Origin of the sequence: Butyrivibrio sp. AE3009 (assembly GCF_000420845.1) — a bacterium.
Classification (GTDB): Bacteria; Bacillota; Clostridia; order Lachnospirales; family Lachnospiraceae; genus Butyrivibrio.
The window spans coordinates 1-14,247 of sequence record NZ_ATVS01000040.1 but is presented as its reverse complement, the minus strand read 5'-3'; the positions used below and the strand labels follow the sequence as shown (position 1 = coordinate 14,247).

The following is a 14,247-nucleotide window of genomic DNA, read 5'->3' as shown; positions in this document are numbered from 1 at the left end:
AGTGTGTGTGAAAGCTGTGTAACATATGGAGAACATCCTATTATGCCGAAATAGTGGTTGCAGCGCTAACGCCGTCCTCTATTTCGCTCTTTTTCTCCAAAACAAAATTGATATAGTCAGCGGAAAAGCCGCTGAGACTAAGACCTATTGCTTCATGGCCGCTTATCTTGAACACTCTCGCAACAGATCCCACAACATCGATTCGTTTGCTGTTCTTGCTCTTATGGAACATCAACCTTACGGTGTCTCCAACCTTGTATTTGGCAAGACCGTCGGCCAAAAATGCCATGCCTCGAAGTGATACGTCATGAACAACAATGTTGTAGGGCGTAAAGCCATTTACATACGCAGTGCCGGGAATATTGACATAGTAGCGCTTGGCTCTTCTTCTGTTGTTCTCACCTGTGATTTCTTTCCCTTTGACAATGTGAAAAGCAGAACCGCCAAAATCTACCCTCTGAAGTGAGTCCACCTTAAACAGATGCTTTTCATCTGTATAATCGTCCTCATATATGAGGCTTGCGCTGCTACAGCTGTTAACAATAGTTCCGTTGCTATAAACCGGTGTAATAAGAGCTCCTCCTTCGTAGTGTATCAGCACCGTAGCTTCTGCCTTAACCATCAAACCGTTATGAATCATACTGATCATGATTTTTTTGCCTTGTTTCATATCCTGTATCTTCATACGCTCAGTATAAAAATGACCGGTGAACAGTTTGTGTTATATATGTGAAAAAATTGTGTTCTTGACGAAATACTGTATAAAAATTTCAAAAAAAGCCACGAAAACCTTTTCGTATAATTTCAGTTTCCGTGGCTTTTTACGATTATATATAATTGTTATTACGTTCTATTGGACAATCAGCCCACCTCAAGGCCCTCGATCTGAGCTGTATACAGGTGATAGTAATCGCCCTTCTTGGCCATGAGTTCCTCATGGCTTCCGCACTCTGTTATTCCGCCGTCGTTGATATACATGATCTTGTCACACTTGGTGATGGTGGAAAGTCTGTGGGCTATGATAAAGCTGGTTCTGCCTGCCAGCATGGCATCAAGTCCCTGCTGCAGCGCTTTCTCAGTCTGGACATCTATACTTGAGGTAGCTTCGTCAAGGACCAGTATAGAAGGATCTGACAAAAGCGTTCTGGCGAATGATATAAGCTGCTTCTGGCCCTGGGACAAAAGTGCGCCCCTCTCCTTAACCTCAGTCCTGTAGCCTCCGGACATGCCCTTGATAAAGTTATGGGCGCATACGGTCTTGCTGGCACGTCTTATCTCAGCCTCTGTGGCATCCAGTTTGCCGTATCTGATGTTGTCCTCAATTGTTCCCGAGAAAATGAAACTATCTTGCAACATTATACCCATTTGGGACCTAAGACTCTGCAAAGTAACCTTGGAGATGTCCTGACCGTCTATGAGGATACGACCGCTGTCTACGTTGTAGAACCTGGAAATAAGGCTTACGATGGTGCTCTTTCCGGCTCCTGTGGGACCTACCAGGGCTACACTCTCACCGGGCTTAACCGTGAAGGATACATCGTGCAGAACTTCTTTGCCCTTCTCATAGGAGAATGAAACGTGATCAAAGGTTACCTCTCCCACCATCTTCTTCATCTCAACGGCATCCGGCGCATCGTCAACAGTTACGGGCTCGTCCATTGCTTCAAAGATTCTCTCAAGATAAGCCATGTTGTTGATAAAGCCGTTGAAGATATTTCCCAGGTTCATAATGGGCTGCCAGAATCTTGCGGCGTAGCTGGAGATTGCCACGATGGTACCCAGGGTCTCGTTGCCGCCTGCAAAGATGAGAAGACCGAAGATGTAGATCGCTGCCCTTACAAGAACCGAGATAATATCTATTCCGGGCCATACCATGGTGGAGTAGCTTACGGCTGTCATCCAGGTCTTACGGCAGTTATTTGACAGAGTCCTGAAGATATCAGCATTCTCGTCTTCTCTTGCAAATATCTGAGTTATCCTTGCACCTACTATGTTCTCCTGAAGGTAAGCATTAAGGTTGGAGTTCTTGTTGGATACGGCCTGCCAGGCTCTTCTTTGCTTGTTCTTGATCCAGAACATGAATACCATAAGGAAAGGCACTCCCGCCAGAACCACAAGGCTAAGCTTCACATCAACTGCGAACATGAAAATCACGATAAATACAAGGTTGATGATCTCAAGGATGACATTAATCAGTCCGTTACTTAACATGTCCGAAACGGAATTGACGTAGTTAACCACCCTTACCAGGATCTTGCCGTGGGGCCTGTCGTCATAGTACTGGAAGGGGAGCTTCTGCAGGTGCTTAAACAGGTCCGTCCTTATCTGATAGATAATGTCCTGGCTGACATTAACCATGACCCTTGATCTGATGGTGGTAAAAAGCACACTTATAATGTAGAAAACCGATGCAAATACCACCAGTCGATACAGCATATTTACATCCTTCTGCGGAATTGCTATATCAAGAGCTCTCTGTACGATAATAGGGCTGACAAGGGCCGCAGCTCCGCCAATTGCAGACAGGATAAGTGCCAGCGCCATTTTGCCTGCTTGCTTTTTGATATATACCCATGCCCTTAGGAGGTGTCGTATGTCAAAAGGCTCTTCTAAGATTTCATCTTCTTTGTAGGTATTTCGTCTTGCCATCTTACTTCCTCCTTTCACGCACCGGCCTGGAGCTTAACAAGCTCTGCGTAGTAGCCGCCTTTTTTGATAAGTTCTTCGTGGGTTCCCCGCTCTGTTATCTCGCCGTGCTGCATGATGAGGATCTGGTCCGCATCCTTGGTGGTGGATATACGCTGGGCGATGATGATCTTGGTGCAGGGGAAATCCAGGTTACGAAGGCTCTCCTGGATCTCTTTTTCCGTCTCAAGGTCCACGGCGGAGGTGGTATCGTCAAGGATAAGGATGGAAGGTCTTACGGCCAGCGCCCTTGCAAGGGATATTCTCTGCTTCTGTCCGCCGGATAAGCCAACGCCTCTCTCTCCGACTATTGTGTCATAACCCTCGGGCATCTTGGCGATAAAGTCTGAGGCAGCCGAGTACTTGGCAAATCTCACTACCTGCTCTTTACTCAGCTCACTGTCACCATAGGCGATGTTGCCGTCAATGGTATCGGAGTAAAGTAGTACATCCTGAGTTGCGAGACCTATGTTTTTGCGAAGCTGTGTGAGCTTGAGTTTATTGACGTTAACGCCGTCCACCAGCACTTCTCCCTCAATGGGCTCATAGAACCTGGGAATCAGGTGGATCAGGGAAGTCTTGCCGCAGCCGGTCTCGCCCATGATTGCAATGGTCTGGCCGGGCTCTGCCTTAAAGGATATATGTTCAAGGACCGGGAGCTTACCGTCGGAATACATGAAGGATACATTCTTAAACTCAACTTCTCCTCTGAAGCGCTCGGGCTTGTCTACCGCATCGGGTGCGTCCTTGATCTCAGGCTCCGAGTAGTAGATCTCCATAACCTTGGCAGAAGCCGCCGAGAATCTCTGGAACTCGTTCATTACGTTACCGAGCTGTCTCATGGGGTTGGCAATGGCCCAGATAAGTCCTGAGAAAGCCACGTATTCACCCATAGATAGCTTACCGTCTATAAGGAAGAGACCGCCTACCAGAATAAGGATGACTGATAAGAGGTTAGCCAGAGTTTCTATAAAAGGATAGAATCTAAGCCACACTAATGCAGTCTTTTTGTTGGTATCCCTAAAGTCTGTGTTGCAGTCATCGAACTTTTTAATCTCATAGTCTTCTCTGGCAAAAGCCTTAACCACGCGGTTGCCGGCGATATTCTCCTGGGCAACGGTGTTCATGTAGGCCAGCTTCTCACGAAGGAGGGCGTGCATTGGTGCCACCAGGAGCTTGAATACATATATGATAAAAAAGATAAGGGGTGCCACGATAAGAAGGCTGAAGGCCAGCTGCCAGTTCATAGCTATGAAGTAGACAGCGGTTGCGGTTATAAGCGCAAAAGCCTCCACTACCATTCTGACAACCCAGGCCACCATATGCCTAACAGCGTCCAGGTCACCGGTCACTCTGGTCATGAGGTCACCGGTTCTGTAGGTGGAATAAAACTTCATATCCTGCCTCTGGATCTTGTCGTAGAGGAAGTTCCTGACCCTGAACAGAACAGTCTGGGACACCTTCTCATAGGCCATACAGTCCAGATAGACTATAGCGCACCTTAGAATTGTCAGACCTATCATCAGCAGCAGACGCCTTATAAACTCATCCGTATGAGCCTCAAGATACTGCCTTGCACCTTCTCCTGACAGGAATCTGTCTATGATCCGGCCGGAAAAAAAGGGCACCGTTAGCTGCATCATATTGTAGATAACCGTGCCCAGGATCGCGAATACATAAAGGAGCCTTGCCCCCTCCATGTTGTCCCACAGCCACTGTAATCTGGTTCTGGGATACTTCCATTTTGAGTTCTTAGCTTTCATTTCACATCTCCCGATTTATGATTTGTGATATTGTTTTTTGGAGCATTCTTTAATTGTAAGCTGAAAGAATTCTTAAAACCATTCAGTTTCCGACATGGGAGCTTCTCATTTTTTGCACTGGAGTCACAAAAATAACGATATACCCCAGATTTTTTAACTCGATTCAATTGATGAAGGCCTGGCAAAGCTGTAAAATTATATTAGTTGGGTTTATATGTAATCTGTTGGGGGAAAACATATGGAACTGTACTACAACATGATCGTCAACATTGGCCTTCTTGTTCTGATTGCCAATGTTCTGGTAAGAATTCCTGTAGTTACACAGATCATCTGCGAGGAGAACAAGCACACGCTCCTGGCTAAGCTTGTGCTTGGTGGGATTTTCGGAGGATTCTGTATTTTTTCAACCTGCACCGGCGCTCAGGTTCAGGGGGCTATTCCTAACACCCGCGTTCTCGGCGCCCTGGCGGGAGGTCTTTTGTGCGGCCCCACTGTGGGCATTCTGGCCGGTCTTATCGGCGCCATTCACCGATTCTTTTTTGATATCCACGGAGTTACAACCTTCGCCTGCGCACTTTCCACGTTCCTGGAGGGCGTTCTGGGAGCAGTTCTTTACCAGGTATTTCGTAAAAGAAATATCGACTTCGAGTGGAAGTATCTGGTTTTTATCACCGCTGCTGCCGAATGCATGCACATGGCAAATCTCCTTATCTTTGTGCGTCCCATCAACATTGCAGTTCCCATTGTTAAGATAATCGCCCTTCCGATGATCATCTTTAATTCCATCGGCATGGTGCTGTTTTTCTCTGTGTTTAAGGATATATATACCAGGCAGAACCTGATAGCCGCTGACAAGATGCAACTGGCCCTTAACATAGCCGACGCCTGTGTCCAGAATATCAGAAAGCATCACATCACCGACGAGGATTACAAAGAAATGGAAAAGACCATCAGCGGATTTTCAAGATGCCGTGATGTCTTTTTCCTGCCTTCAAGCCGCAAAGAGGAGCTCCGAAACTGCGGTTATGCGCTGTCTGAGGAGTTCTTAAAGGATATTGATGAAAAGTGTGTCACAGAGCTGGTCTACAGAAAAGAGCGAAGGGCCCTGCCCTTTAAGACCACACTTGTGGCCTCCGGATCTAAGGTCACAGTAGGAAGTGAAACCTGGGGTTATCTCGTGCTGGTTTTTGACAGGCGCTATTCATCCCCCGAAGCAGCCAAATGCCTGGTGCTGGCCCTTGCCAAGTTTTTTACCACCAACTACGAGGCACATCAGGTTGAATATCAGAAAAAGATGAGAGAAAGGGCTGAGTTCCGCGTTCTGCAATCCCAGATCAATCCGCATTTTCTTTTTAACTGTTTAAATACCATATCCTGCTTCTGCCGTGAAAAGCCGGCTTATGCAAGGGAGCTTCTCCAGGCTCTGTCGGTGTATTTCAGGCATAACCTGAACTCCAGCGATGCCTACATGATAGATATCGAGGCGGAGTTTGAACAGGTAGATGCGTATCTGATGCTGGAGAAGGCCCGCTTTGAGGACCGGCTTTCTATCAAAAAGAACATCGAAAGAGATCTTCATGTGCAGGTGCCCACACTTATCCTGCAGCCCATAGTTGAAAATGCCATAAAGCACGGCGCCATGAAAAGAGATATCGGAAAGGTAGAAATTGAAGCGGGAATGGATGGCCAGGAACTCTTTATCCGTATCTCAGACAATGGATATGGGATTCCGGACCAGGTTCTCAGAGCATTTAATGACAAAACCACAAAGGGCCGGTACGGACTTCTTAACGTGGACGGAAGGCTTCGCAGCATATACGGCGAAAAGCATGGTCTTCAGATAGAGACATCTGATAGTGGCACCACAGTATCCATGAGGATACCGCCAAGAGCTTTGTTGGAGGGATGATACATGACAAGAATACTTATTGCGGATGACGAGAGGCCGGCAAGAAGCGAACTTCGTTTTTTACTGGAGAAGATTTTAAAAGAAATGGGCCGAAGGGAGGTTGAGATCCTGGAGGCTTCAAATGGAGCCGCGGCTCTGGAGCTTATTGAGCAAAACTCCTTTGATGCCTGCTTTTTTGACATTGAGATGGGAGATCTGAAGGGAACGGAGCTCGCCGCCAGGATGCGGGAAAAAGAGCTGTATACCGCCGTGATCTTTGTGACCGCCTATGCAAACTATGCGGTAAATGCCTTTGAAGTGGAGGCGGTGGACTATGTCCTGAAGCCCTTTGATGAGGGTCGCATAAGAAAGTCAATTCAGAGGCTTTTAGACAGAGAAATGATTCCCTCCAAAAAGCCGGGGCCCTTTGCGCTGCCTGCCGGAGATCACATGGAGGTTGTAAATGCCGGCAACATCAGCTATATCGAGGCTATCCACAAGGGTGCCAAGGTCCATTGTCACCACAACACCTACTATTCCGGAGATCCTCTTATCGAGTGGGAAAAGAAGCTGAGTCCTGCTGGGAATCAGTTCCTTCGGATCCACAAGAGCTTTATTGTAAACCTGGATGCCTGTGAAGCCCTTGTCCCCGACTACAACAACGGCTACGCATGCAAGCTTAAGGACTGCGAAAACACTGTTATCCCAATCAGCCGAAATATGATCCATGAAGTTAAAATGCATTTCAGTACCTGATTTTCGCATTTTAATACTTCTTCATTGTTCGGTATCCCGCATAATATTATACTGATCATAGGGAAACTTTTTTCCACTAAAGTATAGGAGGGGATTCATATGATCAGCTTTATTGTATGTTTAGCAGTATTGATTGCAGGTTATTTCATCTATGGTGCTATTGTTGACAGGGTATTTGGGCCGGATGACAGAGAAACTCCGGCAGTCAGGATCAATGACGGCGTTGACTTCGTTACGATGCCCAGGTGGAAGCTGTTCCTGATCCAGCTCCTGAACATCGCAGGACTTGGACCAATTTACGGAGCTCTTGCAGGAGCTCAGTGGGGCACCTCCGTATTTCTCTGGATCACTCTTGGAACCATCCTGGCAGGTGGTGTTCATGATTTTTCTGTTGGTTTTATGAGCATGCGTCATGACGGCGCCAGTGTTTCCGAGCTGACAGGTATGTATCTTGGAAATATCATGAAGACGATCATGCGTGTATTCTCCGTAGTTCTTCTTGTTATGGTAGGTACCGTTTTTGCAGTAGGACCTGCCGGACTTATTTCACTTCTTATCGGCAACCAGGGCGGCTCAGGACTTCTTACCAACAGCACCTTCTGGCTTGCACTTATTCTTATCTATTATTTCATAGCTACTTTTGTTCCGATCGACAAGATCATCGGCAAGCTCTATCCGGTATTCGGAATCTGCCTTATCGTCATGGCGGTCGGAGTTGGAATCGGTATCTTCACACATGGTTACAGGATTCCTGAGATCCAGCTTTCAAACCTTCATCCGTCAAATACACCTATCTGGCCCATGATGTTCGTATCTGTTGCCTGCGGTGCCATTTCAGGCTTCCATGCAACACAGTCTCCTCTTATGGCACGCTGCTGTAAGTCGGAAAAAGAAAGCCACATGGTCTTCTACGGTGCTATGGTATGTGAAGGCATCATCGCTCTTATCTGGGCAGCAGCAGGCAGCGCAGTTTATGAAAAGACCGGCGGCCTTACATCAGGTCTTACAGATATGCTTGCAAACGGACAGGCTGCATGTGTATATGATATCTGCACAAAGACAATGGGCGGCTTTGGTATTGTTCTTGCAATGCTGGGCGTTATAGCCTGCCCTATCACATCAGGCGACACAGCTTTTCGTTCCGCAAGGCTTGTGGTTGCAGACTGGTTCAAGGTTGATCAGAAGCCCTATTTAAAGAGACTTTACCTCTGCGTTCCGCTTCTTCTTGCAGGCGCGTTTATCAGTCAGCTTAACTACGGCATCGTTTGGAGATACTTTAGCTGGTCTAACCAGACCCTGGCTATGATAGCTCTCTGGACAGCATCAATGTATCTGTTCAAGAATGGCCGCTTATACATAATCACAGTAATTCCGGCAACCTTCATGTCAGCAGTATCGGTAACCTATTTCTTCTGTGCACCTGAGTGCCTGCATCTGTCAGTGCTGATCGCATACCCTGTGGGAATAGTTGCAGCCATCGTATTCCTTGTGCTCTTTATACTGGCAACCAAAAGGACTTCAGTGACTGAGAAAAAAAAAGATGATGGCCACCACCACAAACTCCATACTGCGTGAAAAAAAGCATTAAAAAAATATTATTTCTGTTGACAAAATTCGAGGGGCTTTGCTATAATAATTTTTGCGACTGATTTAAAAAAGTCCAAGCTGTTGTAGCACAGTCGGTAGTGCGTCGCATTGGTAGTGCGGAGGTCACGAGTTCGATTCTCGTCAGCAGCTTAGCCGTAACCCTTTTGGGTTGCGGCTTTTTTGTTTTTTGGAGAGAGGACGGAAAATTTGAAAAGTCGCACCCTGGTTACTAACTTCAATCCTTTTTAATACGTGCTAGCTATGTCGAGGCTTTTGGAACTGTGCTATCGAGTAAGCAGACAAGAATTTGGTCCAGTTATTTAAGTAACGATGTACTAGTCTAGTTCTTACTGCCTGTCGTATTTTTTATTGTTTGCAGTAGGAAAACAGCATTGATATAGTGCCTCTTTTTACAAAACTGACTTGGTTTATACCTAAGGCATATGAACGCATGCATAATAGAATATTTCATATGCATATTTGTCATTGATCCCACTGAAATAACTTCGGATATACAGATTAACATCTCAGATTTTTTCGTTTTAATATGCACTTTTACTGTAAAATAGCCATTCCTAGCTCAATATTGATTCTAAAAGGCATATTAACAAAAGGACTAATTGCATTTTCATATGATTATCAGGATAATGATTCCTTATAGGCACAGATAACACGCGGATTACAAATAAATAGCAGCAGGAGTGTATGAATTAGCTTTTGTAACACTTCAGAATAGGCATTTTTCTTCTAGGAGTGCCTTGATATCCAAATTTCGTCAATTATTGGCTCCAACAGGCACTCGAAGTGAAAGTCAGTATAAATCTGAGTGTTCGCCCACAACTTGCCTTACACTCATATACAGGTTTTATGTTGTTCCGCGTGTTTTTGTTGTGTACAAAGAAATTCCGCCAGATTGTTCCAAGATTCTGAGCCCGAGGTACTGAAAACAGCCACCGCGTAAGCGGCTTGCCCTTGATAGCGCAAAGAATAATTGCTACAATGCTGTCTTCGACGGAGAAAAAATAGATTGTTCCTGAGTTCCTCGCCGTCGGTGGGGACGACGCAGCAATTATTCTTTGTGCTGTCAAGGGTGTGCGTACGGATTCCTTAACATAAATTACCACTATATAATTTTATGTCTCACATAATTTCAGCGGTTTTGAATCTACAGGGTATCTCAACTACATATTTATTCGCTTTGTTCATAACTCTTCATTTTTACAATCTATAGTGCTGTATAAAAAATGGACTCCGGCATCTAGTACATCGTTCGCAAAATAACTGGCCTAATTCGAATTATAAGAGTATTTTCGGTAAAATGTATCGGAAGACCAAAGTGTGCAAAGCGCTCCAGGACTTCTTCCAGCTTCTCCTTTCCCCAATAGCCCTGATGCTGATGGGACTGGATACCTATGGCGCTTATAGGAACCCCCGCGTTAAGGCAACCATCTATCAGAATCTCGTAGTTTGTTGAAATGTTGAAGTCATTGAGCAGCAGAACTGCATCAGGGTTGTCTGCATGGCCCTGTCAAAGACTTCTTTTATCAGTCCTACCCTGCCCTTTTCCTTGCAGATCCTGGTTATGGCATTATCTTACTTGGCAAATATTCATTTAGTTGTATTGGTGTTTTTTTTCGTCGCTTAGTTCGTTCTGGAGCATGGTGAAAAATTCGGAGTATCTGAGGGTTGTGCCGCCTTCGTAGTGGACTGCTCTGGCGTATAGGGAGAGGGGGATTTCTTTGCCCTCCCAGGATATGGATTCTTCATTATGGCTTAGGATTTCTGTGCATAGGGTTCTTGCGTAGTTTTCGTCTGATGAACCTGTCAGAATCACGAATTCATCTCCGCCGATGCGGAATACCACGTCGTCAGTTCCTGCTGCCTGCTCATGCGTCTTCGGATTATGTAATCCCTGATACTGATGTTGTTAATGTACCTGAAAAGCTTTTCAATAGTGGACATTGAGCAGTGCAAATGATCAGCAATGGTCTCTGTTTTGATGGCCTCAGTGAGGTTGTCTTCGATGTATTCCAAAGCCTCAATAAGGAGCTGAATATTTTCCATGCCCTTTGTCCTTTCTACTACGATATCGTGATTCTATTATACGAATGCATATGAAACTATTCTTGATAAAATGAGTAATGTTTTACATCATATTTTCCTGTTTCTGCTGATACTTTAAAAGGTCCTCGGTCATATCCTTAGCGGTCTTAAGATCCAGCCACCAGATGATCAGATTCACCAATATGAAAATGATAACTATGCTCACTGACACGCCAATTGCTGCAACGATCAGTTCGGAGGTGATCTCTCTTCCGCCAAACATGAATGCCAGCATAAGGACTATGAGAAGCAGCATCCTTACTATGTTGCGTATAAGCTCCTGCTTTACCGATAATTCTTTTTTATCTCTGATGAGCAGCGTGGGGATTGTTCCGATAAGTCCATAGATAAGCGGGTACAAAAATACTTCATAGCCAAAGACCTGGGTTGGCGCAAGTATCTTGCCCAGAATAAGCATTGCCACATTTATCAGTGTCACCGATATGAAAAAACTGTTTAAAATATCTCTGATACGTTCCTTCATGTTAATCACCTCGCTGCCGGTTATCCCCGGAGCCTTTCCTTGATCTCAGAAACATATTTCCTGGAAATTATCACATTCTCATTGTTCTTAAGCTGACATAAGAACCTGCCGTTCAGTGCCGGTTTTATGGATGATATCTTCATCAGATTCACCACCACTGACTTCGAGATCCTGGCAAAGCTTCTGTCGGATAAGAGCTCTTCGAATTCATATAGGCGCTTACGGGATTCATAACAGTTTTTTCCAAGATAAATAAAGGTCTTATCATCCACAGCCTCGATGTAATAGATCTCAGAAAGGGGTATCTGATACTGCTTTTCCTCTCTTGTGGCTTCAATACTTCCCTGGTGGAGCTTAACAAAACGGATGATCTCTTCTACTTTTGAATCGCGCTTATGGCACCCGATCTCTATATATTCAGTTTGGTCGTTCTGGATCTCTTTTACCTTAATTTCCATTAAATAATCAGTAACTCTCTTCTACAGAGAATTCTCCTTCACCTTTCAGATAACAGTCATAGAACCTTAAGATAATGCTGTTCATGGTATCAATACATTCTCCCGGATCTACGTCGCCGGTGCCGAGCATATTTGCCAGGGCGGGGGATATAAGCGGAAGATCAGTAAAATTCATATGTCCCGCGTTCTTAAAATAGGTTTCATATCCGCAGGTTGCATTCTGAAGAACGACATTGTTGGCATAAGCATAGGAATTTCTAACTGCGTCGACTTCTTGTCTATGGTGCTCCTCGTTGGCTATGGCAAGAAGGGGGGTTTCATAGGGGTCTTCATTGATCTGAACAACGCCATCCTCTACGCCGGTCTCTTCACCCAGCATAGTTCCGTCGATATCTATTACCGCTGAGATGTCTGCTCTTCTTCCCACTGTTACTGCAGTCGCTCCGCCCATGGAATGTCCCATCAATCCTATTTTATCAAAATCAGTGACCTTTAGAACAGATACGAGAATGTCCTTGTCCTTATCGTCATAAAACCATGCTGCGGAAAGCGTATCGTCACTGCCGGCCTTTTTAAGTTCATCTACTACAAAATTCATATCAGCAATGCGAAGCTGCATCCACTCAGAAGTAATGTCATAGATCTCGGCTTCAGGAACGTCGCTGCCGCCTACTGACAGAGCGGTCTGGAAAAACTCGGAATCAACAGTGACTGTTTTACCAGAAGAGTCTTTTGTGAAAAAAGAATGATATGGGTGATCTAAGCTGACCACTACATAGCCGTGGCTTGCAAGCTCCATATAGGTTGAGGTGTTGCTCTGATAATAGCCAAAGGCACCGTGGCTGAAGATTACAAGAGGCAGGGTGTCCTCAGAGAAATCGTCTATGTTCTCAGGAAAATAAAAATGTACGGGAACTTCACGTTTTGAACCATCCTGCTCGAAGGTTTCAAGCCTGCTGTCATCGATCAGGATTGCTGATGTTTCTGCAAGTGCATAGTCTCCTGTTGTTTCTCTGCCGTTATAATCTGTTATAACATATGTGCGGAACAGTACCGCGCCAAGGATAATAACTCCTATTATGCAAAATATAACTAACTTAGTGTTTTTCTTTTTCTTTTGAATTGTCATCTTATTTACCGCCTTTCTGATGAGACTATATCGCCGATAGAGTCTGTATTCAATGCTTAGGTGGGTAAGATGCACAAATTGGCGGCAAGATGCAAGTATCAGATTCTTTCGTCTGTTACGATATGCTCTACGCCGCTATGTTCATTCTGAAGATAATCCTTCATGAAGGTGGGAAATGCTTTGTACTTATCGAGTTCAGCGATGGGGAGCCAGTACATGTTTTCCTTAACGCCCTGGGTGTAGCTGTCGCTGTGAAGCTCTCTGGTTCCTCTTGACTTCATTAAGAAGTAAAAGGCTATTTCGTGGCAGTCAAGGCCCTTTAAGCCGCCCTGATTATCAGCAAAAAAGTTCTCGTGGATCACGGCGAGGCGGTCAATCTCATAAGGAACGCCGGTTTCCTCGAGAACTTCTCTTTTGACGGCAGCTTCGGCAGTTTCGCCCATGTGAACGGCGCCGCCAATGGAGTAGTAGTAATCATCAATCTCATTTCCGGCAAAAAGTACATATCCATCCTCAACGATTATCGCTGCCGCACGATATCTGAACCACTTATTTTCATTAGTAAATCCGCAATTGTATTCCATATCTGTAATTCCTCCCTGAATGTAGTTTGTTGGTTTACCGGGGGTATTGGTTTCCCGAGGGTGTTGGTTTTCCTGGGGTTATTGGTTTCCCGGACGCACTTGGAAAGCGAAGAGATACCCTGCAGCAGAGGCATAGAAATATTCGCCCCTCTTTCGCTATGATTCATGGTTCTCCCAAAAGAACCCCAATAATCTACGGCTCTAAACTCCGCCCGGATAGTTCTGACATAGTTTCCCGGGTGGTTATGGCCGGGCGTCAAACAACGAGCCGTGGACAGATTCTTTAGGTCCTTTTGAGAGAACTCATGAATCTATGCGCTCCTTCACAGGCGAATATTTCTATGCCTCTGCTGCAGGATATCTCTTCGCTTTCCAAGTGCTGTGTACTGAAGATTCCTTCAATGCAGAACAACATCTGTTTTACTCCAAATTGTTTTTCACATAAAACAGATATAAATATTAAATTCCGATAGAACTGACGATGTGCATTTATATTTATTTCGCATTTTTAAATAAATACTAATTTTGCGAATCTGTATAAACTTGTGGGAAGGTTGTGTTGGTTAAACAAGAAAGCCCTGCAGACACGCAAAATGCAAGCTCTATTTGATTCAAGTGTCTTACTATTGGAGTCCGACACGCGAATAGCAAACTATGACTGATACAAGTGTTTGACTACTCCACAAATCCCCGCACATAACACTCATATAAAGATTGCTTCATCCCACAAGTGTCTTTTTCAGGTCTTTTTCAGGTAAATACAGCAATATCTACACTCATATGGCAATTCCATTGATTTGCAAGTGTTCA

At 45.0% G+C, this 14,247-nt stretch carries 13 protein-coding genes and 1 tRNA gene; 4 read left to right on the top strand and 10 right to left on the bottom strand.

What is annotated here, in order from left to right; translation table 11 throughout:
• Positions 1-40: 40 nt before the first annotated feature.
• The 3 genes from G588_RS0115480 to G588_RS0115470 all read right to left on the bottom strand — a co-directional run bounded on the left by G588_RS0115480 (position 41) and on the right by G588_RS0115470 (position 4,448).
• Positions 41-640 carry a PilZ domain-containing protein gene (locus G588_RS0115480; RefSeq protein ID WP_196804994.1) on the bottom strand — a complete coding sequence of 200 codons (600 nt, stop codon included), beginning with the start codon at positions 638-640 and terminating at the stop codon, positions 41-43.
• A gap of 221 nt (positions 641-861) precedes the next feature.
• On the bottom strand, positions 862-2,649 hold the full coding sequence (locus G588_RS0115475) for an ABC transporter ATP-binding protein (RefSeq protein WP_022779620.1): 1,788 nt from the start codon (positions 2,647-2,649) through the stop codon (positions 862-864).
• A 14-nt stretch (positions 2,650-2,663) separates the two neighbouring features.
• On the bottom strand, positions 2,664-4,448 hold the full coding sequence (locus G588_RS0115470; protein WP_022779619.1) for an ABC transporter ATP-binding protein: 1,785 nt from the start codon (positions 4,446-4,448) through the stop codon (positions 2,664-2,666).
• Positions 4,449-4,686: 238 nt separating this feature from the next.
• Here G588_RS0115470 and G588_RS0115465 point away from each other — a divergent pair, with 238 nt between their 5' ends.
• The 4 genes from G588_RS0115465 to G588_RS0115450 all read left to right on the top strand — a co-directional run bounded on the left by G588_RS0115465 (position 4,687) and on the right by G588_RS0115450 (position 8,829).
• Positions 4,687-6,357, top strand: a complete 1,671-nt coding sequence (locus G588_RS0115465; protein WP_022779618.1) for a LytS/YhcK type 5TM receptor domain-containing protein — start codon at positions 4,687-4,689, stop codon at positions 6,355-6,357.
• Between the two features lie 3 nt (positions 6,358-6,360).
• Positions 6,361-7,092 carry a LytR/AlgR family response regulator transcription factor gene (locus G588_RS20610; protein ID WP_022779617.1) on the top strand — a complete coding sequence of 244 codons (732 nt, stop codon included), beginning with the start codon at positions 6,361-6,363 and terminating at the stop codon, positions 7,090-7,092.
• Between the two features lie 99 nt (positions 7,093-7,191).
• Positions 7,192-8,667 carry a carbon starvation CstA family protein gene (locus G588_RS20605; protein ID WP_022779616.1) on the top strand — a complete coding sequence of 492 codons (1,476 nt, stop codon included), beginning with the start codon at positions 7,192-7,194 and terminating at the stop codon, positions 8,665-8,667.
• Between the two features lie 89 nt (positions 8,668-8,756).
• A tRNA-Thr gene (locus G588_RS0115450) sits at positions 8,757-8,829 on the top strand.
• Positions 8,830-9,937: 1,108 nt separating this feature from the next.
• Here G588_RS0115450 and G588_RS23530 read toward each other — a convergent pair.
• The 7 genes from G588_RS23530 to G588_RS0115420 form a co-directional block, all read right to left on the bottom strand.
• Entirely contained in the window at positions 9,938-10,135 is a 198-nt protein-coding gene (locus tag G588_RS23530; RefSeq protein ID WP_443110867.1) for an endo-1,4-beta-xylanase, read from the bottom strand.
• 156 nt (positions 10,136-10,291) lie between these two features.
• Positions 10,292-10,513, bottom strand: a complete 222-nt coding sequence (locus G588_RS0115445; protein WP_022779615.1) for a hypothetical protein — start codon at positions 10,511-10,513, stop codon at positions 10,292-10,294.
• Positions 10,510-10,743, bottom strand: coding sequence for an AraC family transcriptional regulator (locus G588_RS0115440; protein ID WP_022779614.1), 234 nt, complete (start codon positions 10,741-10,743; stop codon positions 10,510-10,512). The genes G588_RS0115445 and G588_RS0115440 overlap by 4 nt, the downstream gene beginning before the upstream one ends.
• Positions 10,744-10,825: 82 nt before the next feature.
• Positions 10,826-11,266: a DUF3021 family protein gene (locus tag G588_RS0115435; protein ID WP_022779613.1), complete on the bottom strand. Its 441-nt coding sequence runs from the start codon at positions 11,264-11,266 to the stop codon at positions 10,826-10,828.
• Between the two features lie 20 nt (positions 11,267-11,286).
• Positions 11,287-11,724, bottom strand: coding sequence for a LytTR family DNA-binding domain-containing protein (locus tag G588_RS0115430; RefSeq protein WP_022779612.1), 438 nt, complete (start codon positions 11,722-11,724; stop codon positions 11,287-11,289).
• Positions 11,725-11,731: 7 nt separating this feature from the next.
• The gene (locus tag G588_RS20600; RefSeq protein WP_022779611.1) at positions 11,732-12,853 is read right to left on the bottom strand and encodes an alpha/beta hydrolase family protein; all 1,122 of its coding nucleotides are present in this window, start codon (positions 12,851-12,853) and stop codon (positions 11,732-11,734) included.
• Between the two features lie 98 nt (positions 12,854-12,951).
• Positions 12,952-13,437 carry an NUDIX hydrolase gene (locus G588_RS0115420; protein WP_022779610.1) on the bottom strand — a complete coding sequence of 162 codons (486 nt, stop codon included), beginning with the start codon at positions 13,435-13,437 and terminating at the stop codon, positions 12,952-12,954.
• Positions 13,438-14,247: the final 810 nt, after the last annotated feature.

Excerpts from the sequence above, each read along its gene's own strand:
- G588_RS0115440 (WP_022779614.1), bottom strand. The coding sequence starts at position 10,743 with ATGGAAAATATTCAGCTCCTTATTGAGGCTTTGGAATACATCGAAGAC.
- G588_RS0115480 (WP_196804994.1), bottom strand. The coding sequence starts at position 640 with ATGATTCATAACGGTTTGATGGTTAAGGCAGAAGCTACGGTGCTGATA.
- G588_RS0115420 (WP_022779610.1), bottom strand. The coding sequence starts at position 13,437 with ATGGAATACAATTGCGGATTTACTAATGAAAATAAGTGGTTCAGATAT.
- G588_RS0115465 (WP_022779618.1), top strand. The coding sequence starts at position 4,687 with ATGGAACTGTACTACAACATGATCGTCAACATTGGCCTTCTTGTTCTG.
- G588_RS20600 (WP_022779611.1), bottom strand. The coding sequence starts at position 12,853 with ATGACAATTCAAAAGAAAAAGAAAAACACTAAGTTAGTTATATTTTGC.
- G588_RS0115430 (WP_022779612.1), bottom strand. The coding sequence starts at position 11,724 with ATGGAAATTAAGGTAAAAGAGATCCAGAACGACCAAACTGAATATATA.
- G588_RS20605 (WP_022779616.1), top strand. The coding sequence starts at position 7,192 with ATGATCAGCTTTATTGTATGTTTAGCAGTATTGATTGCAGGTTATTTC.
- G588_RS0115435 (WP_022779613.1), bottom strand. The coding sequence starts at position 11,266 with ATGAAGGAACGTATCAGAGATATTTTAAACAGTTTTTTCATATCGGTG.
- G588_RS0115470 (WP_022779619.1), bottom strand. The coding sequence starts at position 4,448 with ATGAAAGCTAAGAACTCAAAATGGAAGTATCCCAGAACCAGATTACAG.
- G588_RS0115475 (WP_022779620.1), bottom strand. The coding sequence starts at position 2,649 with ATGGCAAGACGAAATACCTACAAAGAAGATGAAATCTTAGAAGAGCCT.
- G588_RS20610 (WP_022779617.1), top strand. The coding sequence starts at position 6,361 with ATGACAAGAATACTTATTGCGGATGACGAGAGGCCGGCAAGAAGCGAA.